Here is a 25486-nt window from a genome sequence, read left to right as displayed (position 1 = left end):
TCCGGCGACGTGCGGTCAGCGGTGCCTAGACTGCCGGTCCGTGGGTGAGCAGGCGACCGGGTCCGAGGCTGCCGCCACCCCTCCGCAGAGCCGTCGGCGGGTCGTCGTCCTCGCCGGCCCGAGCGGGGCCGGCAAGTCCCGGCTCGCCGAGCGCCTCCACGCCGCCCGCGGCTGGCCGGTGTTCCGGCTCGACGACTTCTACCGCGACGAGGACGACCCCGCCGCCCCCCGGCATCCCGACCTCGGCATCGTCGACTGGGACCACCCGGGCAGCTGGGACGCCGACCGCGCCATGGACGCCCTCCGGCACCTCCTCGACTCCGGCGAGTGCGTGACGCCGGTCTACGACATCGCGCAGAGCCGTGCCGTCGACACCCGGACGCTGACCGCCCGGCCGGACGACCTCGTCCTCGCCGAGGGGATCTTCGCCGCCGAGGTCGTCCGCATGCTCGAGGCCGAAGGGATGCTGCACAGCGCCTGGTGCGTCCACCACCACCCGGCGGTCGTCTTCGTGCGACGGCTGGTCCGGGACCTGCGCGAACGCCGCAAGCCCCCTGCCGTCCTCGTCCGGCGCGGCTGGCGGCTCATGCGCGACCAGCCCGGAACCGTCGCCCGGCAGACCGCCCTGGGTGCCTCGGTTTCCCGCCCCTCGGCCATCGAGGGGGTGCTCCTCGGTTAGGGTGTCGCCGTGCCGACAAGGGGGACCGACCGATGAGCGACCAGCCCTGGGTGGCCCCGGGGTCCGGAGTGGCGCAGCCCCCTGCGCCCCCGGCACCGTACGCGCCGCCCCCTCCACCCGGAGCCGGCCCCGGCCCGGCACCTGCGGGCCACCTGCCGCCCCCGCCCGGGGCGCCCACGGCCGCGCCCTACGCGCGGATGGACGTCCGTCCCGGCATCATCCCGCTGCGGCCGCTCGCCCTCGGCGACCTCTACGGTGCCGTCCTCAAGGCGGTCCGCGGCAACCCCGGCGCCACGATCGGGCTCGCCACCCTCACCTCCTTCGCGTTCCTCCTGCCCACGACCGCGCTCGGCACCTGGCTCGCCTCGCAGAGCGAGATCACCATGCTCGAGACCGGGTCGAGCGGCGCGTCGGACACCTTCCCGGACGGTTTCGGCCTCGGCATCGTCGGGATGTACCTGCCGTACATCGGGCAGCTCCTGTCGGCGATCCTCCTCGCGGGCTTCCTCGCGCAGGTCGTCGGCCAGGCGGTGCTCGGACGCAAGGTCGGGATGGGCGGGACGTGGCGTGCCACGCGGAGCCGCGTCCCGGCCCTCGTCGGCGCCGTCCTCGTCAGCATGCTGGCCGGGGTCGTCGTCCTCGGCGGTCTCGTCGGCCTCCCCCTCGCGTTCGTGATCGCCGTCGGCGCGTCGGACGACGGCAGCATCGCCCTGGCCGCCCTGCTCATCCTCGGCGCCGCGCTCGTCGCGTTCCTCGTGCTCGGCTACCTCTCCACGGCCTGGGCGTTCGCCACGCCCGCCATCGTCCTCGAGCGCGTCGGCGTCGTCCACGCCCTCCGCCGGTCGATGCACCTCGTGGGCAGCCCCCTGAAAGGCCCCTTCTGGCGGGTCCTCGGCATCCGGCTGCTCACCGGGATCATCGTCGGCGTGGCCGGGTCGGTCATCACGATGCCCATCTCGTTCGCGCTCATGATGGTGATGATGGTGACGGTCGCCGACGACCCCTCGGGCGGGAACTTCTTCGTGCTCCAGACCGTGACCGCCGGCATCGCCGCGCTCATCACCGGCGCGCTCACCACCCCGTTCAGCGCCGGCATCGACGCTCTCCTGTACGTCGACGGGCGGATCCGCTCCGAGGGCCTGGACGTCCAGCTCGTCCAGACCGCCCAGGGCGCCGCGCCACCGCCGTGGCCGGTCACGACGTCCTGACCGCCGCTCCCATGCCTCTCGCCGCGCCGCTCGACGCCCCGCTCGACCCGTCCTCGGACGACGCCCGCCGCTGGCTCGCCGACGAGCTCACGAGTGGCCGGTACCAGTCCCAACCGGGCCTGCTCGACCGGCTCCGTGAGTGGCTACAGCAGCTCCTCGAGAGCGGCCCGTCCGGCGAGCTGCCGTCCGTGGTGCTGCCGATCGCCATCGGTCTGGTGCTCGCGGCCGTCGCCGCCGTCCTGGCCGTGGTGCTCCGCCGCGAGGTCGGCCGCACCGGACCGGGCGACCGGTCGGGTGAGCTCGACGTGCCGGACGTCCCGGCCGACACCCTCCGCCGGCAGGCCCGGGACGCCCTCGCCGCCGGCGACTGGGACACCGCGGTCCTCGACGGGCTGCGGGCCGTCGCCCGGCGTGCCGTCGAGCGGGTCGTCCTCGACGACGCCCCGGGACGGACCGCCCACGAGGTCGCGGTGGCGCTCACCGCCCCGTTCCCCGACGAGCAGCCCGCCCTCCTGGCCGCGGCCGACGCCTTCGACGCCGTCCGCTACGGGGACCGCCGAGCCACCGAGGAGCAGGCCCGCGAGCTCCTCGGCCTCGACGACCGCCTCGGCACGGCCGGGCCACGGCGTGCCCCCGCCGTCGTGGAGACCGTCGGATGACGACGACCGCGACCCCGGCCGGATCGTCGGCGACCGAGGGGGTCCGGCCCGCCGCGCACACCGACCCGACGCTCCGCCGCGTCCGGGGGGTCGTCGGGTGGGTCGTCCTCCTCGTCCTCGGCGGCATCGTGCTGGCCCTCGTCGCGGGGTCGCCCGCGCCGCAGGACTACCTGCACCCCGACGGCACGGGCCAGCGCGGCACGGGGGCGCTCGTCGAGGTGCTCCGCGACCGCGGCATCGACGTCGACGTCGCCGAGACGGCGGGAGAGGTGCTCGACGCCGGCGGTGACCGGCCCGGGAGCACCGTCGTCGTGGGCAACACCGAGATGCTGACCACCGCGGCCGCCCGGCGAATGCTGGAGCGGACCCGCGACGCGGACCGTGTCGTCTTCCTCGACGGCGCACCGGACGTGCTCGGCGACCTCGGGCTCGGGCTGGGCATCACCTACGCACCCGTCGACGCCGACATCCCCCGTTGCTCGCTCCCCTGGGTGCGCCCCGACGACCGGGTGAGCCGCGTGACGTGGAGCATCGTGGCCGACGGCCCGTCCCTGCCCCAGGGCGCCACCGGCTGCTACCCCCTCGAGGTCCCCGACGACGTCCCCCAGTCCGAGCGCCCACCCAGCGGCTACGCCGTGGTCGACCTCCCGGCCGGCAGCACCCACGCACCCGTCACCGTCGTCGGCTTCCCCGACGCCGCCACGAACCGCTTCGTCGTCGAGTCCGAGCACGCCGGCCTCGTCGTCCGGCTCCTCGGCGCCTCGCCGCACCTCGTCTGGTACCACCCGACCGCCGCCGACGTCACCGAGAACCCGCCCACGGGCGAGGAGGCCGAGGCCGTCTGGCCGGCGTGGACCACCACGGCCGCGGTCGTCGTCTCGCTGGCATTCGTCGTCTTCGCGGTGGCCCGTGGGCGCCGGCTCGGCCGGCTCGTCCCGGAGCCGCTGCCGGTCGTCGTCCGGGCCACGGAGACCACCGAGGACCGCGCCCGGATGTACCGCAGCGCCGCCGACCGGTCCCGCGCGGCCGCCGTCCTCCGCCGCGCCACGGCCACCCGCCTGGCGACCCGCCTCGGGCTGACCCGGGGCGCACCGACCGACGACGTCGCGCGAGCGGCAGCCGCCGCCACCGGTCTGGACGCCGCCGCGGTCGACCTCCTGCTCCGCGGGGCCGCCCCCGCCGACGAGGCCGCCCTCGTCACCCTCGCCCAACAGCTCACCAGCCTCGAGGAGAAGGTCAGCACCCCATGAGCGAACCCAGCACCCCCGCGCCCGAGGCCGCCGAGCCCCAGGCCGCCGAGCCGCAGGCCCCCGCGCCCCAGGCCGCCGACGCCCGCGCCGCGCTCGTCCGGGTCCGGGAGGAGGTCGGCAAGGCCGTCGTCGGGCAGGACGCCGCGGTCGCCGGCCTGCTCGTCGCCCTGCTCTGCCGCGGCCACATCCTCCTCGAGGGGGTGCCGGGAGTCGCCAAGACGCTGCTCGTGCGCTCCCTGTCGGCGGCGCTCGACGTCGGCACCAAGCGGGTGCAGTTCACCCCCGACCTCATGCCCGGCGACCTCACCGGGTCGCTCGTCTACGACGCCAAGGACGGCGAGTTCGAGTTCCGGCCAGGCCCGGTCTTCACCAACCTCCTCCTCGCCGACGAGATCAACCGCACGCCCCCGAAGACGCAGTCCGCCCTGCTCGAGGCCATGGAGGAGCGGCAGGTCACCGTCGACGGAACGCCGCACACCCTGACCACGCCGTTCCTCGTCGCCGCGACCCAGAACCCGGTCGAGTACGAGGGCACCTACCCGCTGCCGGAGGCCCAGCTCGACCGCTTCCTCCTCAAGGTCGTGCTGCCGGTGCCCGAGCGCGAGGACGAGGTCTCGGTGCTCCGGCGCCACGCCTCCGGCTTCGACCCGCGCGACCTCGGCGCCGCGGGCATCCGGCCGGTGGCGAGCGCCGCCGACCTGGAGGCCGGCGCGGCGGCCGTCCGTGCCGTGGAGGTGGCGCCCGAGGTGCTCGGCTACATCGTCGACATCGCCCGGGCCACCCGGGTCTCGCCCTCCCTCGCCCTCGGGGTCTCGCCCCGTGGCGCCACCGCGCTGCTCGCGACGAGCCGGGCCTGGGCCTGGCTCAGTGGGCGCGGGTACGTCACGCCGGACGACGTGAAGTCCCTCGCCGTCTCCACGCTGGCGCACCGTCTGATGCTCCGGCCGGAGGCCGAGCTCGAGGGGACGTCCGTCACCTCCGTCCTGCACAGCGTCCTCACCTCGGTGCCCGTTCCGCGCTGATGGTCCCGACGACGCGCGCCGCGGCGCTGGTCCTGCTCGGCGTCGTCCCCGTGGTGCTCCGGCCCGCGGAGTCGACCGTCTGGGCGTGGATCGGCGTCGTCGTCGTGCTGTGCGCCCTCGACGCCCTCCTCGCGGCGTCCCCGACCGCCCTGGCGATCACCCGCGAGGGGGACGACCAGGTGCGTCTCGGGGAGTCGGCACGGACCCACCTCGTCGTCGAGAACACCGGTCGGCGGACCCTCCGGGGTCTGGTCCGGGACGCCTGGCCGCCGTCCGCCGGCAGCCGGCCGGGCAGCCACCGGCTCACGGTGCCGCCCGGCGAGCGCCGACGCGTCACGACCGTCCTCTCCCCCACCCGCCGCGGCGACCGGCTCGCCGACCGCGTCACGGCACGGACCGTCGGGCCGCTGCGGCTGCTGGCCCGGCAGCGGTCGGTCGAGGTGCCCGGCCGGGTGCGGGTGCTGCACCCGTTCCCGGCCCGCAAGCACCTGCCGAGCCGCCTCGCGATGCTTCGCCAGATCGACGGCCGGGCCGCCGTCCGCACGAGGGGCCAGGGCACCGAGTTCGACAGCCTGCGCGACTACGTGGAGGGCGACGACGTCCGCTCGATCGACTGGCGCGCGACCGCCCGCCGCCGCGCGCTCGTCGTGCGCACCTGGCAGCCCGAGCAGCACCGCCGGATCCTCGTCGTCCTCGACACCGGCCGGACCAGCGCCGGCCGGGTGGGCGACGCGCCCCGGCTGGACGCGGCGATGGACGCCGCGCTGCTCCTCACCGCGCTCGCCGGGCACGCCCGCGACCGCGTGCAGGTGGTCGCCGGCGACCGTACCGTGCGTGCCCGGATCTCCGGCGCCGACCGCGCCACGCTGCTGCACGACGCCATCAGCAGGCTCGCCCCGGTGGACCCGCGGCTCGTCGAGACCGACTGGGGCGTGCTCGCCGGCGAGGTCGCGCGGAGCACCCAGCGCTCGCTCGTCGTCCTCCTGAGCCCGCTCGAGCCCGCCGCCGTCGAGGAGGGCCTCATCCCGGTACTGCCCTCGCTCGTCGCGCACCACCGGGTGGTCCTGGCGTCCGTCGCCGACCCCGCGATCGACGCCATGAGCCGGTCCCGCGACGGCTCCGCGGAGGTCTGGGACGCCGCTGCGGCCGAGCGCACCAGGTCGCTGCGCGACGCCGCGGCAGAGGCCCTGGGGCGGGTCGGGGTGGACGTCCTCGACGCTCCTCCCGACGAGCTCCCCGTCCGCCTCGCCGACCACTACCTCGCGCTGAAGCGCCAGGGTCTGCTCTGACCGAGCCCTCTTGGCTCTGCGCGCTGCCCCTCTTCGCGAACGTGGGTGAACACGCCGCACCTTCCGCGGCGGCGTGTTCACCCACGTTCTCGGGCGGGAAGGGGACGGGAGGTTGGCAGGACTCAGCCGGCGACGGGGACGAGCGCTCCGACGTCCCGCGCGTCGAGGTCCCCGGTCGCCCCGCGAGCCGCCGCGGCGCGGCCGACGACGAAGACGTAGAGGACGAAGACGAGCTCGGCGACGACGCCGATCGTGATGCGGGCCCAGGTGGGCAGGCCGGACGGGGTGACGAACCCCTCGATGACACCGCTGACGAACAGCACGACGGCCAGGCCGAAGACGACCGCCATCGCCGAGCGGACCTCGTGCGCGAGCGACTCGAGCCGGGGCCGCGGGCCCGGGCTCACCCACGACCAGAAGATCCGCAGGCCGACCGCGGCGGCGACGAACACGGCCGTGAGCTCGAGGAGGCCGTGCGGCAGGATCAGCCCGAAGAACAGGCCGGTCCGGTCGTGGTAGGCCATGAGTGCCCCGGCGATCCCGACGTTGACGACGTTGGAGACGAGGATGTAGAGCACCGGCAGGCCGAGGATGCCGGTGGCCACGCACAGTGCCGCCACCCAGGCGTTGTTCGTCCAGACCATGCCCGCGAAGTCGAGGTGTGCGTACTCCGAGTAGTAGCCCTCGAAGTCGGTGCCGACGAAGGACTCGATCTGCTCCGGCGTCATCCGCGAGGTCCACACCCGAGGATGGAGGTAGGCGTACCAGCCGACCCCGAACGCGACGGCGACGTTGAGCAGGGCCGTCGTGACCCACCACCAGCGCAGCCGGTACAGCGCGGCGGGGAAGGTCGTCGTGAAGAACCCGCGCAGGTCGCTCCACGCGGTGGAACGGCGCCCGCCGGCGGAGAGCCGGGCGCGGGCGAGCAGCGAGGACAGGTGGGCGACGACGGACGGGTCGGGACTCGCCGAGCGGACGACCGACAGGTGGGTGGAGACGCGCTGGTAGAGGTCGATGAGCTCGTCGGCCTCCGCCCCCGTGAGGTGCCGCCGGCCGACCAGCTCTTCGAGCCGCTGCCACTGGGCGAGGTGCGCGGCGACGTACGCGTCCAGGTCCACGGGCGTCAGCCTAGGTGCTCCGTTCGCCGGTCGGGCACAGGATGGGATGCAACCGACCGGGCCGCGAGAGCGTATCCCTGTCGAGACCGCCCCACCCGAGCGCCTGCAGGAGCGTGATGGACCCCGCCGAGTTCGACGCCTGGTACGACCAGGCGTATCCCCGCCTCGTCCACCAGATCCACGCCATGATCGGTGACCGGGAGGAGGCCGCGGACTGCGTCCAGGAGGCGTTCGTGCGCGCCTGGTCCCGCCGTCGCGACCTCAGCTCGGACGGCGGGCGGGACGCCTGGATCCGCACCACCGCCTACCGGCTGGCCGTGTCGCGCTGGCGCCGGATGGTCCGCGGCCGGCGTGACCCGGACCGCGCCCTCGGCCTCGCCACCCATGAGGGACCGCCGGACGAGACCCGGGTCGCCGTCGTCACGGCACTGCGGGCCCTGCCGGAGGCGCAGCGGCGGGCCATCGTGCTGCACCACCTCGCGGACCTGCCCGTCGCCGAGGTCGCCGCCGAGACCGGCGTCCCCGTCGGCACCGTCAAGGCCCGCCTCGCGCGCGGCCGCACCGCTCTCGCCACCCTTCTCCACGAAGGAGCCCACCATGGCTGACCTCGACCCCCGTGAGCGCGACGTCCTCGACGCCCTCGACGACCTCCGGCAGCCCGACCACGTCTGGCCCGCCCTCGACGCCGCGTCCGTGCGTGGTCTCGGCGACCGGCGCCGCCGCCGTCGTCAGGCGGCCGCGGGTGGCCTCGTCGCCGTCGTGGCTGCCGCCGCCGTCGGCTCGGCCGTGCTGCTGACCGGCAGCGACGAGGCGGCCCCCCTGCCCGCGACGTCCCCGTCGGCGACGGCCACCCCCAGCCCGAGCCCGAGCGCCGCCCCGAGCACGCCGACCCCGAGCCCGTCGGAGTCGCCGACCGAGGCCGAGCCGTCGGAGACCACGACCATCGCGGACGACATCCCCCTCGCGGTGGGCTACCCGGACATCAACGAGGACGGCACGGAGGTCGTCGTGGAGCGCGGCCCCGGCGAGGGGGTCATGGTGTGCGACCAGCGCATCCTCACCGGCGGCGACGCCGCGTCGGTCGCCTCGGTGCGCTTCCTCGGCGGGGAGGACTTCCGCAGCCGGACGCTCATGGTCTTCGGCGACGTCGCCGAGGCCGAGGCGGCGATGGACTGGACGGCGCGGACGGTCGACGCCTGCGCGGGGAGCCCGGAGGGCGAGGCCGTCACGGTCCTCGGTGCCGTCGAGGGCGCCGACAGCCTCCTGTGGTCGAAGGCGTACGCGATGGGCGAGGGCGGTCCGGCGATCGCCACCGACCTCTTCCGCCTCGTCCGGGTCGGCAACGCCGTCCTGCTCGACACGACCGGCGGCGAGGCGTCCGGCCCGGCCACGTCGAAGGACGACGAGCAGGTCACCTCCACGCGGAATGCGGTCGCGCCGGTCGTCGAGGCCATGGCCGTCTACGAAGAGGGTTGAGCGCACCCTCGTCGGGCCGAGGGCCGGTGCCGGACCGGGTGCTCCGGCTAGCCTTGCCTCCGTGGAGACCGAGACCGGGTACCGGGCGTACGCGTCCGAGGACGTCGTCACCGGTGAGGGCGTGGCCGTCGAGCTGCCCGTGGCCTCGACCATGGTGCGCGCGGCGAGCGGGCTCATCGACATCGTCGTCGCGGTCGTCCTCCTCATCGGCGTGACGTGGGGCGTGGGCTGGCTGGTCTCGGACGTCTCGGAGGCAGCCGGCACCGCGGTGACGCTCGTGGCCGTCGTGGCCGTGCTCGTCGGGCTGCCGGCGACGGTCGAGACCCTGACCCGGGGCCGGACGCTCGGCAAGCTGGCCCTCGGGCTGCGGGTGGTGCGTGACGACGGCGGCCCCATCACCTCGCGGCACGCCGTGGCCCGCGCGCTGGTGGGCTTCGTCGAGATCTGGTTCCCGCTCTTCGCCGGGGTCCCCGCGCTCATCGCGTCGGTCGTCAGCTCCCGGTCCAAGCGGCTCGGGGACATGGCGGCCGGCACGTACGTCGTGACGCAGCGCTCCCGGATGCACCTGCCGTACCCGCCGCAGATGCCTCCGCCACTCGCGGCCTGGGCGGCGAACGCCGACGTCGCGGCGCTTCCGTCAGGGCTGACCGTCTCCGTGCGCCAGTTCCTCGCGCGCTCGCCCGTGCTCGACCCGCACTCCCGCCAGGTGATCGGCGCCGAGCTGCTCGGCGAGGTGCTGCGGTTCGTCGCACCCGCCCCGCCGCCGGGCTTCCACGGCGAGTACGTGCTGGCCGCGGTGGTCGCCGAGCGGCGGCGCCGGGACGGCGACCGGCTCGCCCGCGAGCGGGCCCTGCGGTCCCGCGTCGTCGCCGACGACCCGCTGGGCTGAGTGGTCGGGCCGGTCCCGTCGGACCCGTCGGGCCCGTCCGGTCGTCAGCGGGCCGAGCCGAGTGCGGCGTAGCCCGGCTTGACGACGCTCTCGATGAGGTCGAGCCGCTCGTCGAAGGGGAGGAACGCCGACTTCATCGCGTTGGTCGTCACCCACCGCAGGTCCTCGAGCGTCCACCCGGCCTCGTCGACGAGCAGCTGCATCTCGCGGCTCATCGACGTCCCGCTCATGAGCCGGTTGTCGGTGTTGACCGTCACCCGGAAGCGGAGGTCCTTGAGGAGGGTGATCGGATGGCCGGCGACGGACTCGGCCGCGCCGGTCTGGATGTTCGAGCTCGGGCACATCTCGAGCGGGATGCGGCGGTCTCGGACGTACGCGGCGAGCCGGCCGAGCAGCGGGCGGCCGTCCCCACCCTGCTCGACGTCGTCGACGATCCGCACGCCGTGCCCGAGCCGGTCGGCGCCGCACCACTGGATGGCCTCCCAGATGCTCGGCAGCCCGAAGGCCTCGCCTGCGTGGATGGTGAAGTGCGCGTTCTCGCGGCGGAGGTACTCGAAGGCGTCGAGGTGCCGGGTGGGCGGGAAGCCGGCCTCCGCGCCGGCGATGTCGAAGCCCCCGACGCCGCGGTCGCGGTAGGTGACGGCCAGCTCGGCGATCTCACGGCTGTTCGCGGCGTGCCGCATCGCGGTGAGCAGGGCCCGCACCCGGATGGGGGTGCCGGCCGCGGCGGCCTCCTGCTCACCCTCGCGGAACCCGGCGAGGACGGCGTCGACGACACGGTCGAGCGGCAGGCCGCCCGCGAGGTGCAGCTCGGGGGCGAAGCGGGACTCCGCGTAGACGACGCCGTCGGCCGCGAGGTCGAGCGCGCACTCGCGAGCCACGCGGGTCAGCTGCTCCTCGGTCTGCATCACCGCGACGGTGTGCGCGAAGGTCTCGAGGTAGCGCTCGAGCGACCCGGAGTCGGCGGCGTCCCGGAACCAGGTACCGAGCGCCTCGGGGTCGGTGGTCGGCAGGCCCGCGTAGCCGCCGGACTCGGCGAGCTCGACGACCGTCGACGGTCGGAGACCGCCGTCGAGGTGGTCGTGCAGCAGCGCCTTGGGGACGCGCCGGACGATGTCGGAGGAGATGGCCATCACGCGCGCCGGTCCGCGGGGCGGGGGTGGGTCCTCGGCGTACGCGTCACACCGGAGACCCTACCGAGCCCTCCCGGTGGAGCTCTGCCGGGGAAGCCCTGCCCGAGCAGCTCCCGGCGGGACGGTCGGATCCCGTCTGCACCGGAGGCTGGCCATCGACCCCGAGACCCGATACGTTGGACAAACTCTCGACAGAGACGTGACACCACCTCAAGGAGACACCACGTGATCGTCCTCGGCCTCATCCTGCTCGTCATCGGGCTCATCGCCGGCATCTCGATCCTCACGACGCTGGGGGTCATCCTCGTCGTCGTCGGCGCCGTCCTCGCGGTCCTCGGGTCGACGGGGCGCGCCATCGGAGGGCGCAAGCACTGGTTCTGAGCCAGGCAGGTACCGGACGCCGCTCGCCCCTCACGGCGGGCGGCGTCCGCGCGTCCGGGAGGCGTCGTCGGCCGCGCCCTGGAGGCCCTCAGCGGCCGGCGTCCGCACCGCCGATCCGGTCGATGACGACCGGGCCGAGCACCGGGCGCGAGCCCTCGGGCGCGACGAACACGGCGCCCTCGAGCGCTGCTCTCGCCCGCTCGAACCGGTCGGGGGTGTCGGTGTGCAGCGTCATCATCCGCTCTCCTGCCCGGACGCTCGCGCCGGGTTTGACGTGCAGCTCGACCCCGGCGCCGGCCTGCACGGGGTCCTCCTTGCGGGCCCGGCCGGCCCCGAGCCTCCACGCCGCGACGCCCACGGCGTAGGCGTCCATCGACGTGATGACGCCGTCCGCGGGGGCGAGGACGTCGTCGGTGTGCTTCGCCGTCGGCAGGGCGGCGTCCGGGTCGCCGCCCTGGGCCGCGACCATCCGACGCCAGACGTCCATCGCGCGGCCGTCGGCGAGCGCGGCGGCGACGTCCTGGCCTCCGCGTCCGGCGGCCTCGAGCATCTCCTCGGCGAGCCGGACGGTGAGCTCGACGACGTCGGGCGGACCGCCACCCGCGAGGACCTCGACCGACTCGCGGACCTCGAGCGCGTTGCCGGCGGTCAGCCCGAGGGGGGTCGACATGTCGGTGAGCAGCGCGACCGTCGTGACGCCGGCGTCGGTGCCGAGGTCGACCATCGTGCGGGCGAGCTCGGTGGCGTCCTCCTGGGTCTTCATGAATGCGCCGCTGCCGACCTTGACGTCGAGGACGAGCGCACCGGTGCCCTCGGCGATCTTCTTGCTCATGATCGACGAGGCGATGAGCGGGATGGCCTCGACCGTGCCGGTGACGTCGCGCAGCGCGTAGAGCTTCTTGTCGGCCGGGGCGAGCCCGGAGCCGGCGGCGCACACGACCGCGCCGACGTCGTCGAGCTGGCGGAGCATCGCGTCGCCCGAGAGCGATGCCTGCCAGCCGGCGATCGACTCGAGCTTGTCGAGGGTGCCGCCGGTGTGGCCGAGGCCGCGGCCGGAGAGCTGCGGAACGGCGACGCCGAACACCGCGACGAGCGGGGCCAGCGGGAGGGTGATCTTGTCGCCGACACCGCCGGTGGAGTGCTTGTCGGCGGTCGGGCGCGAGAGCGCGGAGAAGTCCATCCGCTCGCCGCTGGCGATCATCGCGGTGGTCCACGTGGAGATCTCGCGGCGGGTCATCCCGTTGAGGAGGACGGCCATCGCGAGCGCGCTCATCTGCTCGTCGGCCACGGCGCCGCGGGTGTAGGCGTCGACGACCCAGCGGATCTCGTCGTCGGCGAGCTCGTGGCGGTCTCGCTTGTGGGTGATGACGTCGACGGCGTCGAAGGGTTCGCTCACCCCGTCATCATGGCAGCCATCCGCCGGCCACCCCGCCACCCCTCCCCAGCCCCGCTGGACATTTCGGGGTGACCCCGAAATGTCCACGAGACACGGGTTCGGAGGGCGTGTCTCGTGGACGAACTCGTGTGTCGAGCGCGCCCGGGGCACGCTGCGGGCACCCGGGGCGACGCGTCAGGGGCGGCGGGTCTCGAGGTCCTCGGCGCCGAACGCCTGCGGCAGCACCTGACGCATCGGGAGGTCGCCCTCCGGGGTACGCAGCAGGGTCTCGGCGGTGCCGTTCTCCCACAGCAGCTGGCGGCAGCGACCGCACGGCATGAGGGTCTCGCCGCGGCCGTCGACGCACCAGACCGCCACGAGCCGCCCCCCACCGGTGGCGTGCAGCGACGAGACCATCCCGCACTCGGCGCACAGCGTCACGCCGTAGCCGGCGTTCTCGACGTTGCAGCCCGACACGACGCGGCCGTCGTCGACGAGCCCCGCGACCCCGACCGGGAAGCCGCTGTACGGGCAGTAGGCCCGCTCGGTCATCCGGACGGCCTCGGCGTGCAGCGCGCCCCAGTCGACCTCCGGCGTGGTCATCGCCCCTCCTCGACCTCGCGCCGGGCGTCCAGGCCGCGGACCACCGCGACCGTGGCGAGCAGCCGCGCGGCGTGGGCCACGGCGCTCTCGTCGACGACGAGGTCACCCTGGTGGAGGTCGTACGTGGGGCCGCCGGCCGTGCGGGTGCCGAGCCGGGCCATCGCCCCGGTGCAGTGGTCGAGGTACCACGAGAAGTCCTCGCCCCCGAGCGACTGCGCGGTGGGGACCGGGGTGACATGGCTGGCGAGTGCGGCCCGCCGCAGTGCCGAGATGGCGTCGGCCGTGTTGACCACCGGCGGCACGCCCTTGCGGCGCTCGACCTTCGCCTGGACCCCGTAGGGCTGGACGACCCCCTGGACGATCTCCTCGAGCAGCGGCCCGACGGTGAGCCAGGACTCGGCGTCGAGCATCCGGAGGGTGCCGCGGCACTCGCCGCTCGACGGGATGACGTTGGCGACCTGCCCGGCCTGCACGGTGCCCCAGACGAGCGCCGCGCCGGTGCGCGGGTCGAGCCGGCGCCCGAGCACGGCCGGGACGTCGGTGACGACCTTGGCGAGCGCGAAGACGAGGTCCTCGGTGAGCTGCGGACGGGAGGTGTGACCTCCACGGCCGTGCAGCGAGACGATGACCTGGTCCGCGGCGGCGGTGAGTGCGCCCTCGCGCAGGCCGACCTCGCCGGCGTCGATGCTCGGGTCGCAGTGGACGGCGAAGATGGTGTCGACGCCCTCGAGCGCTCCGGCGGTGATGGCGTCGAGCGCGCCCCCCGGCATGACCTCCTCGGCGGCTTGGACGACCGCACGCACGGCGATGCCGCGCTCGACGAGGACGTCCTGCACGGTGGCGAGCGCGAGCACCGCGCCGACCAGGCCGGCCACGTGGACGTCGTGCCCGCACGCGTGGCAGACGCCCGGGGCCTTCGAGGAGAACTCCAGCCCGGAGCGCTCGCGGACCGGCAGGGCATCCATGTCGGCGCGCAGCGCGACACGGAACACGGGCTCGGGGGCACCGAGGTCGGCGACCAGGCCGGTGCCCGGCAGCAGGCGGACCGCGACGCCCGCGGCGTCGAGACGTCGAGCGACGACCTCGGTCGTGCGCGTCTCCTCGCGGGACAGCTCGGGGTGGGCGTGGAGGTCCCGCCGGAGGTCGATGAGCTCGGGTGACAGCGAGGCGATGCGCTCGCCGAGGGCAGCGAGAAGGGCATCGTCGTTCATGAGGTGGCCGATTCTATCGCCGTGCCGCTCGGGCCGTGGCTACGGGCGTGATGCTCGGTCCGAGCGCTCCTTCTTGTACCGCTCCCAGCGCTCGGCGATGGCATCCATCTCGGCCTGGATGAACTCGAGGAACTCGACGGACAGCTGGATGCGCTCGCCCGCGCGCGTGGTGTCGCCGACCGAGTGCCGGGCGGCGACGAGGGCGGTGAGCATCGGCGCGTAGATCTGGTCCTTCTGCATGAGGACGTCGTGCCAGGCGTCGTCCCGGACGACGTAGACGTCCCGGCGAGAGCCGCGCTCCCGCTCACGGCGGATCATCCGTACCTGGCCGAGGTACTTCACCGCGCCCGAGACGGCGGCGGGGCTGACCTCGAGCAGGTCGACCAGCTCGGCGGAGGTGAGCCGGCCGTCCTCGGTGGCGAGCAGCGCGGCGAAAACCCGGGCCGGGAGCAACGCGACGCCGGCCGCGGCGATGCCCGCCCCGAGGGCCTCGACGACGTCGACCGACGGCAGCTCGTGGCCGGTGGATGGATGCTCGTCGGCGGCGGACATGTCGGAAGGTTACAACATTCACAAACTTCTGAACCAGGTGTACGGTCGATGGCATGACCGACGCCGTCACCGTCTCCGGGCTCCGCAAGACCTTCGGACGCACCGTCGCCCTCGACGGGCTCGACCTCACGGTGGCCCAGGGCGAGGTGCACGGCTTCCTCGGCCCCAACGGCGCCGGCAAGTCGACGACCCTGCGGGCGCTCCTCGGTCTCCTGCGGCCTGACGCCGGCAGCGCGACCGTGCTCGGCAGCGACCCCTGGCGGGACGCCACTGAGCTGCACCGCCGGCTCGCCTACGTCCCCGGCGACGTCGTCCTCTGGCCGACCCTCTCCGGCGGCGAGACGATCGACCTCATGGCCCGGCTCCGCGGCGGAGTCGACGAGGAGCGCCGCCGTCACCTCGTCGAGCGGTTCGACCTCGACGAGACGAAGAAGGGCAAGGCGTACAGCAAGGGCAACCGGCAGAAGGTGGCGCTCGTGTCGGCCCTGGCGAGCGACGTCCCTCTCCTGCTCCTCGACGAGCCGACGGCCGGGCTCGACCCGCTGATGGAGCGGGTCTTCCAGGAGGAGCTCGCCGAGGCCCGGCGGGCAGGCCGGACCGTCCTGCTCTCCAGCCACCTGCTGAACGAGGTCGAGGCGGTCTGCGACCGGGTGAGCATCGTGCGTTCCGGGCGCGTCGTCGAGACCGGCACCCTCGCCGAGCTCCGGCACCTGACCCGCAGCCGGGTCCGCGCCCGGCTCGCCGCTCCCCCGACCACCACCGAGGCCGCCGCCTGGCCGGGGGTCGACGACGTCGAGCTGGACGGCGACCACCTCTCCTGCACGGTCGCGGCCGAGCACCTCGGCGCACTGGTCGCCGAGCTCTCCGCGCGTGGGCTCGCCGACCTCACCTGCCAGCCCCCGTCGCTCGAGGAGCTGTTCCTCGCGCGCTACGACGGAGCCGCCCCGTGACCGGCCACGTCGTGACCGGCCTCGCCGGCACCGGCCGGCTGCTGCGCTTCGCGCTGCGGCGCGACCGGGTGCTCGTCCCGGCGAGCCTCCTCGGTCTGGTCCTGCTGTCGGTCGGCTCCGCCCGGGCCACGCTCGACCTCTACCCGGACGACGAGTCGGTCGCCGGCGAGCTCGCGGGCATCATCGCCAACCCCGCGGTGCTCGCGCTCTACGGACCGGTGTCGTCCCAGACGGCCGACGCGTTCGCCGTCTTCAAGACGGTGATGATGGGTGCGGTGCTCACCTCGGTGCTCGCGATCGTCGTCGTCCGGCGGCACACCCGCACCGAGGAGGAGGACGGCCGCCTCGAGCTCCTCGCGGCGGGTGCGGTGGGCCGTTGGGCACCGCTCGCCTCCGCGGTCGTCCTCGCCGTCGCCGCGGTGCTCCTCGCATCCGGGCTCTCCGCCGCCGGTCTCGCGGGTCTCGGGATGGATGCCGCCGGCTCCGTGGCGTTCGGGGCCGCCTGGCTCACGGCCGGGCTCTCCGCCGTGGGCATCGCGGCGGTGGCCACGCAGGTCGCCTCGACGACGCGCGGGGCCGGCGGCCTGGCCTTCGGCACGCTCGGGGCCGCCTACGTGCTGCGCGCCGTCGACGACGCCGTCGACGACGGTTCCGTACTGCGGGGCCTCGGCTGGGTCTCGCCCCTCGGCTGGGCGGGTCGGGTCGAGGCGTACGGCGCGGACCGGACGTGGCTCCTCGGCGCGGGCGCACTCGTCCTCGTGGTCGGGCTCGCCGTGGCGGTGCTGGTCAACGGCCGCCGGGACCTCGGCGCCGGCCTGCTGCCCGCGCGCAACGGTCCGCGGCGCGCCGGCTCCCTGCTCTCCGGCCCCGGCGGGCTCGTCACGCGGCTCGCGACGGGGTCGATCGTCGGCTGGACGGTGGGGCTCGTCGTCGGCGGTGTCGTCATCGGGTCCCTGCTCGGATCGGTCGGCGATCTCGCGGACAACCCGCAGATGCAGTCGATGCTCGAGGCCCTCGGCGGCTCCGCGGGCACGGTCGAGGACATCTTCCTCGCGACCGAGACGAAGTTCGTGGCCGCGCTCGTCGCGGCGGCGGGCATCGCGCTCGTCCTCCGGCTCGCCGCGGCGGAGCGAAGCGGAACCGGTGAGTCCGTGCTCACGACCCCGACGACCCGGACCGCCTGGTACGGATCGCACGTGGCGCTCGGCGTCGCCCTGCCGACGATGCTTCTCGTGGTCCTCGGCTCCGTCGTCGGGCTGCTCGGCCCGCGCACGAGCAACGCGGCGCCCGGTTTCCGCGAGACGATGGCGGCCGCGCTCTCCACGCTGCCGGCGGTGTGGGTGCTCGTCGGCGTCGCGGCGCTGCTCGTCGGAGCAGCGCCGCGGTACGCCGCCGCGGCGTGGGGCGTCGGGCTCGTCGCGTTCCTCGTGGGCGAGCTCGGGCCGACGATGCAGATCCCCGGATGGGTGGTCGACCTCTCGCCGTTCGCCCACCTGTCCCAGCTGCCCGGCGGGACGTTCGCCGTCGCGGAGGCCGTGGGCCTCACCGCCGTCGCCGTCGCGCTCGTCGCGGCAGGAGCGGTCGCCTACTCCCGCCGCGACGTCGCGTGAGCCCTGCGCGTCGATGCGCGTGGTGGCCAGGGCGACCCCGGCGGATGCTCTGGTGACGTCCGTGACCCAACACGGCGGCCCCGGCAGGATCGCGCCTGCCGGGGCCGCCGTGGTCGAGGACCACAGAAGGGTTCGTCAGCGACGCACCGTCCACTTCTGGTTGGACGTGCCGGTGCACGTCCAGATCTGCAGCCTCGCACCGTTGGCCGAGCTCTTGTCGGTGACGTCCAGACACTTGTCGGACGCCGGGTTCACCAGGTCACCGGCCGAGGTGTGGACCCACCGCTGGTTCTCACCTCCGTGGCAGTCCCACATCTGAACCACCGAACCGTTCGTGACTCCCCGACCCTCGATGTCCAGGCACTTGCCCAGGGCCCGCACGGTCTGGTCGGATGCCAGCGTCCACGTCTGGTTGCGGCTGCCGGCGTAGCAGGTCCACATCTGGGCCGGGGTGCCGTTGGCCGTCGAGCCCTCCGTGACGTCGAGGCACTTCCCACCGAGTCCGCTGATCTGACCGGCGCTGCCTCCCCCGCCCCCGCCACCGGACGGGGTGCCGTTCCAGGTGAAGGTCGCGGAGGTGCGGGTGGGAAGGTCGTACGTGAAGGACTGCCCACCCCACTGCACCTTCACCGACTGGGTGCTTCCGCTGGTGTTGTGCGCGATCAGGGCCTTGGACCCGTCGGGGTTCTGCCACGCCACGTTGGGGACCGTCGAGCTCGCGGTGGAGTCGATGCGCCGCGCGCCGGGCCTCACGAACTTGGTCAGGTGTCCCATCGTGTAGTACTCGATGGTGTAGTCGACCTGGCCGCTACGGCCGTCGCCGTTGTGGACGGTGATCAGCCCGGTGCAGGTGCCACAGCCGCCGTTGTGCGGGCCCCGGTTCTGGTCGACCGCGAGACTCCACTTGGTCCACGACCGGGCCCAGTTGCGGGTGTAGTCGATCATCGAGGTGACGTCCTCGGCGTGCTGGTTGCCGACCCAGGTACCGCCGGAGTGCTCGGTGAAGTACTGGTTCATCGCCGGGTACTGCTGGTGGACCGAGGTGGCCTTGCTCGGGTTGCCTCCGTACCCGTGCCACGCCACGCCGCCGAAGTTCGGGTGGTTGCGGATGGCGGGGTCGTCGACCAGAGGAGCGGCCCACCTGTCGTAGTCGCTGTAGTTCCAGTCGTGCACCAGCACCTTGGTGCCCAGCCCGGCGCTCTGCAGGGCCGGGAGCAGGTCGTTCTTGGCGAAGGACTGCAGTCCGGAGATCGGCCACTGCATGGACGGGTAGCTCTCGCAGCAGCCGGGCTCGTTCTGCTCGGTCACGTAGTCGATGTCGATGCCGCGTGCCTGGTAGCCCTGGATGTACTTGACGAAGTACTGCGCGTAGGTCTTGTAGTACTCGGCGCGTAGGTAGCCCTGCTGGTGGGAGTTGTTGTCCTTCATCCAGGGGGGAGCCGACCACGGCGACGCGAACACCGTCAGCTGCGGGTTGAGGTCCGCGGCCTGTCCGGTCAGTGCGAGAACGTCGGCGTCGCGAGCCAGCGAGAAGTCGTTGAGGTCGCAGCAGGTGTTGTCGTAGGAGTAGCTCGACCGCGCCAGGTCCGAGGAGCCGATCACGTTGCGGACGGCGCTGACGCCGATGCCGGACGTGGGGCTGAAGAGCTTCGTCATCACCTCGTCCCGGGTGGACTGGCTGAGGGCACCGCTACCCCTCATGAGCCATGCCGCGGTGTCGGTGAACGACGCCCCTGCTCCCTCGAACTGCTGGTACTGGACGGACTCGTCGACCCTGATGGTCTGGTCGGCCCCCGCGCTGCCGGAGGCGAACGACACGGGCGACTGCTGCTGCAGGCCACGAGTGACCGTGCGGCCACCGGCGTCACTGGTGGTGGTGAGGTAGATATGCACCTGCTCGCCCGCCGCCGCGGCCGGTGGTGCGGCCAGGCCACCACCGACCAGAGCGAACGCCGCCGCGACGGCCCCGAGAACGCGCCTGTGCATCATCCGAGACTTCCCCTACCGAGATGGTGAGCTGCATCTGACGGACGACAATCAATCGGCACGTCACCATGGCTGTCAATCCCCAAGTGAGGAAATATCGACGTTTACGCAGGTCAGAACGCGTAAAGTTTCCTAACATATTCGGGTCCCGGTCTTGGCGCGCGGGTGCCCCGACAGCTGCTCGTCGACGGCCGAACCCGTTCAGAGCAGGTGGGTGCGCCCCTCGGCGCGCAGCGCCTCGACGACACCCTTGACCTCCTGTGCCCGGGCCCGCGTGGTCACGAGGAGGGCGTCGGGGGTGTCGACGACGACGACGTCGTCCATCCCGACGACCGCGACGCGGCGGCCACCCGCGGGGACGACGAGTCCGCGCGTGTCGGCGGCGTGGACCAGGTCGCGGTCCCCGAGGACGGCGACGCCCTCCTCCACCGGCAGCAGCGAACCGAGACTCGCGAAGTCGCCGATGTCGTCCCAGGTAAACGGCGCCGGGACGACGACCACCCGCCCGTCCGCGGCGGCGGGCTCGGCGACGGCGTGGTCGATGGCGATCCGCTCGAGCTGCGGCCAGAGGTCGTCCAGCCGTGCCGGTTCGGCGGCGATCTCCCGCAGCCCCGCGGCGAGCGCGGGATGCCATCGGGTGAGGAGGTCGAGGAGGGTGCCGGCACGGGCGACGAACATCCCGGCGTTCCAGCGGTACCCGCCGGTCTCCAGGTACGCGGCGGCGCGCTCGGCGTCGGGCTTCTCGACGAACTCCAGCGCGCGCAGGGCGGTGGACGCGCCGTCCAGCGGCTCGCCGGCCCGGATGTAGCCGAAGCCCGTGGCCGGGTGGGTGGGCTCCACCCCGAGGGTGACGAGATGGCCGTCGCGTGCGACCTCGACGGCCTCCCGGACGGCGGTGTGGAAGGCGCCGGTGTCGGGGATGACGTGGTCGGCGGCGAAGGAGCCGACGACGGCGTCCGGGTCGATCCGCTCGACGACGGCGGCGGCGAGCCCGATGGCCGCCATCGAGTCACGCGGGGACGGCTCGGCGAGGACGCGGTCCCGCGGGAGGCCGGGCAGCTGGCCGCGGACGGAGTCGGCGTGCGCGGCCCCGGTGACGACGACGACGCGGTCGGCGGTGAGCGGGGTGAGGCGGTCGACGGTGGCCTGGAGCAGGGTGCGCCCGCTGCCGGTGAGGTCGAGGAGGAACTTGGGGTGGCCTGCGCGGCTGAGCGGCCAGAGGCGCGTGCCGGCCCCGCCGGCGGGGACGACCGCCCAGAACCCCTCGACGTCCGGCATGGTCCGAGGGTATCCCGTCACCCAGCGGTCACCCGACACACGACGGGACGTCGCCTGGAGTCTCCCTGGGGCCTCGACGCTGGACGTGTGCGCATCGTCGTCGTCACCGAGTCCTTCCTCCCGACGCTCAACGGCGTCACGACCAGCGTGTGCCGTGCCGTCGAGTGCCTGAGCGCGAGCGGTCACGAGGTGTCCGTCCTCTGCCCCGGCCCGGCGCCGGTCACCCATCGGGGTGTCCCGGTGCACCAGGTGCCGTCGGTGGCGGTGCGCGCCTTCCCGATGGGCGTCCCGACCCGGGCCGTTCGCGCCCTGCTGCGCGCGACCTCGCCGGACGTCGTCCACGTGGCGTCGCCGTTCGTCCTCGGGGCACGGGCGCTGTCGGTGGCCCGGCAGCTCGACATCCCGTCCGTGGCCGTCTACCAGACCGACATGCCCAGCTACCTCGCCCAGCACGGCCCGGGCGTCGTCGGTGTCCAGGCCGCCGGCGCCGCGTGGCGGTGGATCCGGCGGGTGCACGAGCTCGCCGACCTCACCCTCGCACCCTCCACTCCCACGCTCGCCGAGCTGGCGTCGCACGGCATCGGACGGACGGCACGGTGGGGGCGGGGCGTCGACACGGCACTCTTCGACCCGTCACGTCGCGAGCGGGCGGCCGGGGCGCGGGCCGAGCTCGCGCCGGACGGGGAGGTGCTCGTCGGGTACGTCGGCCGGATCGCCCCGGAGAAGGAGCTCGGGCGGCTCGCTGCCGTGGCGGGCGTCCCGGGCACCCGGCTCGTCATCACGGGTGACGGGCCGAGCCGTTCACGGGTCGCGACCCGGCTGGCGGAGGCGGTGGCGGGGATGCCCGGCCGCCCGAACCGCCCGCCGGTGTTCCTCGGGCAGCGCTCGGGTGAGGCCCTTGCGGATGCCTACGGGCTGCTCGACGTGTTCGTCCACCCCGGGACGCGCGAGACCTTCGGCCAGACGCTGCAGGAGGCGGCGGCGAGCGGCCTGCCCGTCGTGGCACCGGCGCGGGGCGGGCCGGTCGACCTCGTCGCGCACGGCGTCACCGGGTGGCTCTTCGACCCGGACGACCCCGCCGACCTCGCCCGTCACGTGACGCGGCTCGTCGCGGACGCGCCTACGCGCGAGCGGATGGGGCGAGCCGGTCGCCTCGCGGTGGAGGGTCGGACGTGGGCGGCCGTCGTCGGTGAGCTCGTCGGCCACTACGAGCACGTCGTCGCAGCCCACCGCATCGCCGTGGAGCGCGCCGCGTAACACCTCGTCCAGCGCCACCGCCGCGTCAGCGAGCCACACTGTTTCCCACCGCTCATTGGTGAAGAGCCCGAATAGCCGTGCGAATGCTCACGCGGGCCACGGGTCGACTGTCGATAGTTGCGGTCCGAGGTAGGTGCGCAACTCTGCCCCGGGCTGGCCTGGGTCGGGAATCATCTCTACGCCACTGACCGCGATAACGTCGCGTACGTCGTCGTCCCCTCTCTCGTAGGCCCTTTCGAGCCAATCGATGATCGAGCGTACGACTTCTTCGTCTGATCTATGCACGACGAGCCATCGGACGACGTCAGCCATCACCAAATGAGGGAGCACCTGATCGTCATTGTCGGCCAGCTGTTCCTGCAGCACTGGGAGCAGCTCGCGATTCTGATACGTTAGCGCGCCGATGAAGGCAACAGTTTCGGCGCTCATCGTGGCAACACCCCACGCAGTTCGTCGGCGAGACTCTGAGCCACGAGCCGGTCGTGAGACGAAGCCTCAGGATTTTTGGCAAGCCAGTTGTCCACCCTGGATGACCCTGTCTGTGAGCAACTGAAAAGCCATGACCCCGAACCGCACTGATGCGCGGCAGGTGAAAACTAGAGGAAGCAGCCAATTGGCCACAAGCCTCTTGACCAAACTTTTACCCTGCGGCCACGATGTGTCGCGCTCGGACGGACGAGACGGCGGTCAATGCCTTGGGCGGCACCCGGCCCGGCGCCCGGTCACCGGTGCGCGAGGGGAAAGGAGTGCACCGCCCGCCAGACGCCCTCGTCGTGGGCGTAGAACTCGACGGACTCCACCGTGAAGTCGCATCGGAAGTCGGCGAGGTCGTCGAAGGCGCGGTCGAGCGCGGCGTCCTCGAGGTGGTGGGCGATCGTCACGTGCGGGTGGTACGGGAAGTCGAGCGGCCGCATCACGGGCCCGGAGCGGATGGCGTGCTCGAGCACCTCGCAGTGCGCGAGCCCACGCGAGACCTGGACGAACACCACGGGCGAGATCGGGCGGAACGTCCCGGTGCCGGAGAGCACCATGGGGAACGGCTCGAAACCGGAGCAGACGTCCTCGAGGTGGAAGAAGAAGTCATCGAGGTCCTCGGGCGCGATCTCGGTGGGCGGCAGGAGCGTCACGTGCGGCGGGATGGCCGACGCCATGGGGTCGCCGAAGCGCTCCCGCGCCTCCTGGAGCTCGTCGCCCCACGGCTGCGGGACCGTGACGGCCACGCCATGGACCGGCATCGGGCCGCCTCAGCGGGCCGCCGGCAGGAGGCCCACCGCGTCCCTCACCCGGGCCATCGTGGCGTCGGCGACCTCGGCGGCGCGGGAAGCCCCGTCGGCGAGGATGCGGTCGAGCTCCGCGGGGTCGTCCAGCAGCTCGCGCATCCGTTGCTGGAACGGTTCGAGGGCCGCGAGGACGACCTCGGCGACCTCCTTCTTGAGGTCTCCGTAGCCGCGTCCCGCGAACGCCTCGGCGACCTCGGTCACGGGGGTGCCCGAGAGCACCGAGTGGATGGCGAGCAGGTTCGAGACCCCGGGCTTGCCCTCGGGGTCGTAACGCACCTCGGCGTCGGTGTCGGTGACCGCGGAGCGGATGTTCTTCGCGATCCTCGCCGGGTCCTCCATGAGGTCGATGAGCCCCTTCGGCGACGAGCCGGTCTTGCTCATCTTCGCCGTCGGGTCCTGGAGGTCCATGATCTTCGCCGACTCCTTGACGATGTACGGCTCGGGCACGACGAGCGTGTCCCCGAAGCGGGTGTTGAACCGTTCGGCGAGGTCGCGGGTGATCTCGAGATGCTGGCGCTGGTCCTCGCCGACGGGCACGTACGCGGCGTCGTACATGAGGATGTCGGCCGCCATGAGCATCGGGTAGGTGAACAGCCCGACGTTCGCGCTCTGCCCGCGGGCGGTCTTGTCCTTGAACTGGGTCATCCGGCCGGCCTCGCCGAAACCGGTGAGGCAGTTCATGACCCAGCCGAGCTCGGCGTGCGCGGTGACGTGGCTCTGGCAGAACACCGCGGACGTCTCGGGGTCGACCCCGCCCGCGATGAACTGCGCCGCGGTGGTGCGGGTGCGGCGGCGCAGGACCTCGGGGTCGGTGGGCACGGTGAGCGCGTGGAGGTCGGCGACGAAGTAGTAGGCGTCGAACTCCTCCTGGAGCCCCACCCAGTTGACGAGCGCCCCGAGGTAGTTGCCGAGGTGGAGCGAGTCGCTCGTCGGCTGCATCCCGGACAGGATGCGAGGGCGTGCGCCATCGGGTGCGTCATGAGCGGGCATGGGCCCATTGTGCCCTGCCGGCCGCTCGTAGACTGACGAGCATGACGAGCGTCGCCGGCACTCATCGCGACGTGTTCGGGTCCGCACCTGAGGGGGTCTGGTCGGCACCCGGCCGGGTCAACCTCATCGGCGAGCACACCGACTACAACGGTGGCCTCGCGCTCCCGATCGCGTTGCCGCAGCGCACGACTGCGGCCTGCTCGGCCCGCACGGACGACCTGCTGCGCCTCCATTCGGTCCAGGCCGGGGAGACCGTCGAGGTCCCGCTCGGGGACGTCGGGCCGGGCTCTCCCGAGGGGTGGACGGCGTACGTCGCCGGCGTGCTGTGGGCGCTGCGCGAGGACGGGCTCCCGGTGCGCGGGCTCGACGTCACCGTCGACAGCGAGGTGCCGGTCGGTGCCGGGCTGTCCTCGTCCGCCGCCCTGGAGTGCGCGGTCGGGGCCGCGGCGAGTGACCTCTTCGGCCTCGGCCTGCTGGGGGACGACCCGGCCCGCGCCCGGCTCGCCGAGGCGTGTGTCCGGGCCGAGAACGACGTGGCCGGCGCGGCCACCGGTGGGATGGACCAGTCGGCGGCGCTGCTGTGCCGCGAGGGTGAGGCGCTGCTGCTCGACTGCCGGGACGGCGCCACCGAGCACATTCCGTTCGACCTCTCGGCCGCGGGGCACGTGCTCCTCGTCACCGACACCCGGGCCGCGCACGAGCTGACCGACGGCCAGTACGAGCAGCGGCGACGGGCCTGCGAGCGCGCGGCGTCCGCGCTCGGCGTCGGGACGCTGCGCGAGGTGGACCCGGACGGGCTGGACGCCGCCCTGGCCCGGCTGGAGGACGACGAGCTGCGTCGCCGGACCCGGCACGTCGTCACCGAGATCGCCCGGGTCGAGCAGGCCGTCGCAGCGCTGCGGGGCGGCGAGCTCGACGAGGTCGGACGGCTCTTCCGGGCCTCGCACGTCTCGCTGCGGGACGACTACGAGGTCAGCTGTGCCGAGCTCGACGTCTCGGTGGAGGCTGCGGTGGGCGCCGGCGCGCTCGGTGCGCGGATGACCGGTGGCGGGTTCGGCGGCTCGTCGATCGCGCTCGTCCCCGAGGGCTCCGCCGAGGCGGCGGAACGCGCCGTGCGCGAGGCGTTCGCCGAGCGCGGGTGGTCCGCGCCGAGCTGCTTCGCCGTCACTGCCGGGCCTCCGGCACGCCGGGACGCCTGAGCCGGACGGGCACGTATTGGGGGTCGCCCGTTCGACCAGCCCGGAGCAGGGCGACCTCGCCCGACGAGCCGGGGGTCGCGGGTCGCCACGT

General features: G+C 73.6%; 25 protein-coding genes. 14 read left to right on the top strand and 11 right to left on the bottom strand.

Annotation, left to right across the window (positions count from 1 at the left end):
• The first annotated feature begins 40 nt into the window (after positions 1 to 40).
• From JQN72_RS01385 to JQN72_RS01360, 6 genes are read left to right on the top strand one after another with little or no spacing between them, the layout of a single operon-like run.
• Positions 41 to 679 carry a uridine kinase gene (locus JQN72_RS01385; protein ID WP_204133360.1) on the top strand — a complete coding sequence of 213 codons (639 nt, stop codon included), beginning with the start codon at positions 41 to 43 and terminating at the stop codon, positions 677 to 679.
• Between the two features lie 32 nt (positions 680 to 711).
• Positions 712 to 1887: a hypothetical protein gene (locus JQN72_RS01380; protein WP_204133359.1), complete on the top strand. Its 1176-nt coding sequence runs from the start codon at positions 712 to 714 to the stop codon at positions 1885 to 1887.
• An 11-nt stretch (positions 1888 to 1898) separates the two neighbouring features.
• On the top strand, positions 1899 to 2546 hold the full coding sequence (locus JQN72_RS01375) for a DUF4129 domain-containing protein (RefSeq protein WP_204133358.1): 648 nt from the start codon (positions 1899 to 1901) through the stop codon (positions 2544 to 2546).
• A complete protein-coding gene (locus tag JQN72_RS01370) occupies positions 2543 to 3796 on the top strand; it encodes a DUF4350 domain-containing protein (RefSeq protein ID WP_204133357.1) in 1254 nt (417 codons plus the stop codon). The genes JQN72_RS01375 and JQN72_RS01370 overlap by 4 nt, the downstream gene beginning before the upstream one ends.
• Complete coding sequence (locus JQN72_RS01365) at positions 3793 to 4818, top strand: MoxR family ATPase (RefSeq protein ID WP_204133356.1); 1026 nt, start codon at positions 3793 to 3795, stop codon at positions 4816 to 4818. Before JQN72_RS01370 ends, JQN72_RS01365 begins: the two co-directional genes overlap by 4 nt.
• A complete protein-coding gene (locus JQN72_RS01360; protein ID WP_204133355.1) occupies positions 4818 to 6107 on the top strand; it encodes a DUF58 domain-containing protein in 1290 nt (429 codons plus the stop codon). The genes JQN72_RS01365 and JQN72_RS01360 overlap by 1 nt, the downstream gene beginning before the upstream one ends.
• Before the next feature lie 122 nt (positions 6108 to 6229).
• Here JQN72_RS01360 and JQN72_RS01355 read toward each other — a convergent pair whose 3' ends face one another.
• Positions 6230 to 7225 (bottom strand): stage II sporulation protein M, encoded by a 996-nt coding sequence (locus JQN72_RS01355; RefSeq protein ID WP_204133354.1) that lies wholly within the window; start codon positions 7223 to 7225, stop codon positions 6230 to 6232.
• A 116-nt stretch (positions 7226 to 7341) separates the two neighbouring features.
• Here JQN72_RS01355 and JQN72_RS01350 point away from each other — a divergent pair, with 116 nt between their 5' ends.
• The 3 genes from JQN72_RS01350 to JQN72_RS01340 all read left to right on the top strand — a co-directional run bounded on the left by JQN72_RS01350 (position 7342) and on the right by JQN72_RS01340 (position 9590).
• Positions 7342 to 7830 (top strand): RNA polymerase sigma factor, encoded by a 489-nt coding sequence (locus JQN72_RS01350; RefSeq protein ID WP_204133353.1) that lies wholly within the window; start codon positions 7342 to 7344, stop codon positions 7828 to 7830.
• Positions 7823 to 8701: a hypothetical protein gene (locus JQN72_RS01345; protein WP_204133352.1), complete on the top strand. Its 879-nt coding sequence runs from the start codon at positions 7823 to 7825 to the stop codon at positions 8699 to 8701. The genes JQN72_RS01350 and JQN72_RS01345 overlap by 8 nt, the downstream gene beginning before the upstream one ends.
• Before the next feature lie 61 nt (positions 8702 to 8762).
• The gene (locus JQN72_RS01340) at positions 8763 to 9590 is read left to right on the top strand and encodes an RDD family protein (RefSeq protein ID WP_307812347.1); all 828 of its coding nucleotides are present in this window, start codon (positions 8763 to 8765) and stop codon (positions 9588 to 9590) included.
• A gap of 44 nt (positions 9591 to 9634) precedes the next feature.
• On the opposite strand, the gene JQN72_RS01335 is transcribed toward JQN72_RS01340, so the two are convergent.
• The gene (locus JQN72_RS01335) at positions 9635 to 10723 is read right to left on the bottom strand and encodes an adenosine deaminase (protein ID WP_204133351.1); all 1089 of its coding nucleotides are present in this window, start codon (positions 10721 to 10723) and stop codon (positions 9635 to 9637) included.
• A gap of 225 nt (positions 10724 to 10948) precedes the next feature.
• Between JQN72_RS01335 and JQN72_RS01330 the strand changes: the two genes are divergently transcribed.
• A complete protein-coding gene (locus JQN72_RS01330; protein ID WP_204133350.1) occupies positions 10949 to 11104 on the top strand; it encodes a DUF6131 family protein in 156 nt (51 codons plus the stop codon).
• Positions 11105 to 11192: 88 nt separating this feature from the next.
• Here the strand turns inward: JQN72_RS01330 and JQN72_RS01325 are convergent, their stop codons facing one another.
• From JQN72_RS01325 to JQN72_RS01310, 4 genes are all read right to left on the bottom strand, one after another.
• Complete coding sequence (locus tag JQN72_RS01325; RefSeq protein ID WP_204133349.1) at positions 11193 to 12500, bottom strand: thymidine phosphorylase; 1308 nt, start codon at positions 12498 to 12500, stop codon at positions 11193 to 11195.
• Positions 12501 to 12674: 174 nt separating this feature from the next.
• Positions 12675 to 13082 (bottom strand): cytidine deaminase, encoded by a 408-nt coding sequence (locus JQN72_RS01320; protein WP_204133348.1) that lies wholly within the window; start codon positions 13080 to 13082, stop codon positions 12675 to 12677.
• Entirely contained in the window at positions 13079 to 14293 is a 1215-nt protein-coding gene (locus tag JQN72_RS01315; RefSeq protein ID WP_204133347.1) for an amidohydrolase, read from the bottom strand. Before JQN72_RS01315 ends, JQN72_RS01320 begins: the two co-directional genes overlap by 4 nt.
• A gap of 39 nt (positions 14294 to 14332) precedes the next feature.
• Positions 14333 to 14845, bottom strand: coding sequence for a GbsR/MarR family transcriptional regulator (locus JQN72_RS01310; RefSeq protein WP_204133346.1), 513 nt, complete (start codon positions 14843 to 14845; stop codon positions 14333 to 14335).
• Between the two features lie 53 nt (positions 14846 to 14898).
• Here JQN72_RS01310 and JQN72_RS01305 point away from each other — a divergent pair, with 53 nt between their 5' ends.
• Positions 14899 to 15795 carry an ABC transporter ATP-binding protein gene (locus tag JQN72_RS01305; protein ID WP_204133345.1) on the top strand — a complete coding sequence of 299 codons (897 nt, stop codon included), beginning with the start codon at positions 14899 to 14901 and terminating at the stop codon, positions 15793 to 15795.
• Positions 15792 to 17405 carry a polyketide antibiotic transporter gene (locus JQN72_RS01300; protein WP_307812343.1) on the top strand — a complete coding sequence of 538 codons (1614 nt, stop codon included), beginning with the start codon at positions 15792 to 15794 and terminating at the stop codon, positions 17403 to 17405. Before JQN72_RS01305 ends, JQN72_RS01300 begins: the two co-directional genes overlap by 4 nt.
• A 135-nt stretch (positions 17406 to 17540) precedes the next feature.
• Here the strand turns inward: JQN72_RS01300 and JQN72_RS01295 are convergent, their stop codons facing one another.
• Together JQN72_RS01295 and JQN72_RS01290 are read right to left on the bottom strand one after the other, a co-directional pair.
• The gene (locus JQN72_RS01295) at positions 17541 to 19394 is read right to left on the bottom strand and encodes a ricin-type beta-trefoil lectin domain protein (RefSeq protein WP_204133344.1); all 1854 of its coding nucleotides are present in this window, start codon (positions 19392 to 19394) and stop codon (positions 17541 to 17543) included.
• A gap of 198 nt (positions 19395 to 19592) precedes the next feature.
• A complete protein-coding gene (locus tag JQN72_RS01290; RefSeq protein ID WP_204133343.1) occupies positions 19593 to 20669 on the bottom strand; it encodes a mannose-1-phosphate guanylyltransferase in 1077 nt (358 codons plus the stop codon).
• Positions 20670 to 20756: 87 nt separating this feature from the next.
• Here JQN72_RS01290 and JQN72_RS01285 point away from each other — a divergent pair, with 87 nt between their 5' ends.
• A complete protein-coding gene (locus tag JQN72_RS01285; protein WP_204133342.1) occupies positions 20757 to 21926 on the top strand; it encodes a glycosyltransferase family 1 protein in 1170 nt (389 codons plus the stop codon).
• Positions 21927 to 22013: 87 nt separating this feature from the next.
• Here JQN72_RS01285 and JQN72_RS01280 read toward each other — a convergent pair whose 3' ends face one another.
• The 3 genes from JQN72_RS01280 to trpS all read right to left on the bottom strand — a co-directional run bounded on the left by JQN72_RS01280 (position 22014) and on the right by trpS (position 24196).
• A complete protein-coding gene (locus JQN72_RS01280; RefSeq protein ID WP_204133341.1) occupies positions 22014 to 22355 on the bottom strand; it encodes a hypothetical protein in 342 nt (113 codons plus the stop codon).
• 293 nt (positions 22356 to 22648) lie between these two features.
• Entirely contained in the window at positions 22649 to 23161 is a 513-nt protein-coding gene (locus tag JQN72_RS01275; RefSeq protein ID WP_204133340.1) for a 2'-5' RNA ligase family protein, read from the bottom strand.
• A 9-nt stretch (positions 23162 to 23170) separates the two neighbouring features.
• Positions 23171 to 24196, bottom strand: coding sequence for a tryptophan--tRNA ligase (gene trpS / locus JQN72_RS01270; RefSeq protein WP_204133339.1), 1026 nt, complete (start codon positions 24194 to 24196; stop codon positions 23171 to 23173).
• Positions 24197 to 24237: 41 nt separating this feature from the next.
• Here trpS and galK point away from each other — a divergent pair, with 41 nt between their 5' ends.
• The gene (gene galK, locus JQN72_RS01265; protein ID WP_204133338.1) at positions 24238 to 25395 is read left to right on the top strand and encodes a galactokinase; all 1158 of its coding nucleotides are present in this window, start codon (positions 24238 to 24240) and stop codon (positions 25393 to 25395) included.
• Positions 25396 to 25486 lie beyond the last annotated feature (91 nt).

Source organism: Phycicoccus sp. CSK15P-2 (assembly GCF_016888005.1).
GTDB lineage: Bacteria > Actinomycetota > Actinomycetes > Actinomycetales > Dermatophilaceae > Phycicoccus.
Note: the sequence above shows the minus strand (reverse complement) of the source record. Positions and strands in the feature narration are given on the sequence as shown.

Excerpts from the sequence above, each read along its gene's own strand:
- JQN72_RS01370 (WP_204133357.1), top strand. The coding sequence starts at position 2,543 with ATGACGACGACCGCGACCCCGGCCGGATCGTCGGCGACCGAGGGGGTC.
- JQN72_RS01290 (WP_204133343.1), bottom strand. The coding sequence starts at position 20,669 with ATGCCGGACGTCGAGGGGTTCTGGGCGGTCGTCCCCGCCGGCGGGGCC.
- galK (WP_204133338.1), top strand. The coding sequence starts at position 24,238 with ATGACGAGCGTCGCCGGCACTCATCGCGACGTGTTCGGGTCCGCACCT.
- JQN72_RS01305 (WP_204133345.1), top strand. The coding sequence starts at position 14,899 with ATGACCGACGCCGTCACCGTCTCCGGGCTCCGCAAGACCTTCGGACGC.
- trpS (WP_204133339.1), bottom strand. The coding sequence starts at position 24,196 with ATGCCCGCTCATGACGCACCCGATGGCGCACGCCCTCGCATCCTGTCC.
- JQN72_RS01275 (WP_204133340.1), bottom strand. The coding sequence starts at position 23,161 with ATGCCGGTCCATGGCGTGGCCGTCACGGTCCCGCAGCCGTGGGGCGAC.
- JQN72_RS01380 (WP_204133359.1), top strand. The coding sequence starts at position 712 with ATGAGCGACCAGCCCTGGGTGGCCCCGGGGTCCGGAGTGGCGCAGCCC.
- JQN72_RS01365 (WP_204133356.1), top strand. The coding sequence starts at position 3,793 with ATGAGCGAACCCAGCACCCCCGCGCCCGAGGCCGCCGAGCCCCAGGCC.
- JQN72_RS01360 (WP_204133355.1), top strand. The coding sequence starts at position 4,818 with ATGGTCCCGACGACGCGCGCCGCGGCGCTGGTCCTGCTCGGCGTCGTC.
- JQN72_RS01345 (WP_204133352.1), top strand. The coding sequence starts at position 7,823 with ATGGCTGACCTCGACCCCCGTGAGCGCGACGTCCTCGACGCCCTCGAC.
- JQN72_RS01335 (WP_204133351.1), bottom strand. The coding sequence starts at position 10,723 with ATGGCCATCTCCTCCGACATCGTCCGGCGCGTCCCCAAGGCGCTGCTG.
- JQN72_RS01350 (WP_204133353.1), top strand. The coding sequence starts at position 7,342 with ATGGACCCCGCCGAGTTCGACGCCTGGTACGACCAGGCGTATCCCCGC.
- JQN72_RS01295 (WP_204133344.1), bottom strand. The coding sequence starts at position 19,394 with ATGATGCACAGGCGCGTTCTCGGGGCCGTCGCGGCGGCGTTCGCTCTG.
- JQN72_RS01375 (WP_204133358.1), top strand. The coding sequence starts at position 1,899 with ATGCCTCTCGCCGCGCCGCTCGACGCCCCGCTCGACCCGTCCTCGGAC.
- JQN72_RS01280 (WP_204133341.1), bottom strand. The coding sequence starts at position 22,355 with ATGAGCGCCGAAACTGTTGCCTTCATCGGCGCGCTAACGTATCAGAAT.
- JQN72_RS01315 (WP_204133347.1), bottom strand. The coding sequence starts at position 14,293 with ATGAACGACGATGCCCTTCTCGCTGCCCTCGGCGAGCGCATCGCCTCG.
- JQN72_RS01320 (WP_204133348.1), bottom strand. The coding sequence starts at position 13,082 with ATGACCACGCCGGAGGTCGACTGGGGCGCGCTGCACGCCGAGGCCGTC.
- JQN72_RS01310 (WP_204133346.1), bottom strand. The coding sequence starts at position 14,845 with ATGTCCGCCGCCGACGAGCATCCATCCACCGGCCACGAGCTGCCGTCG.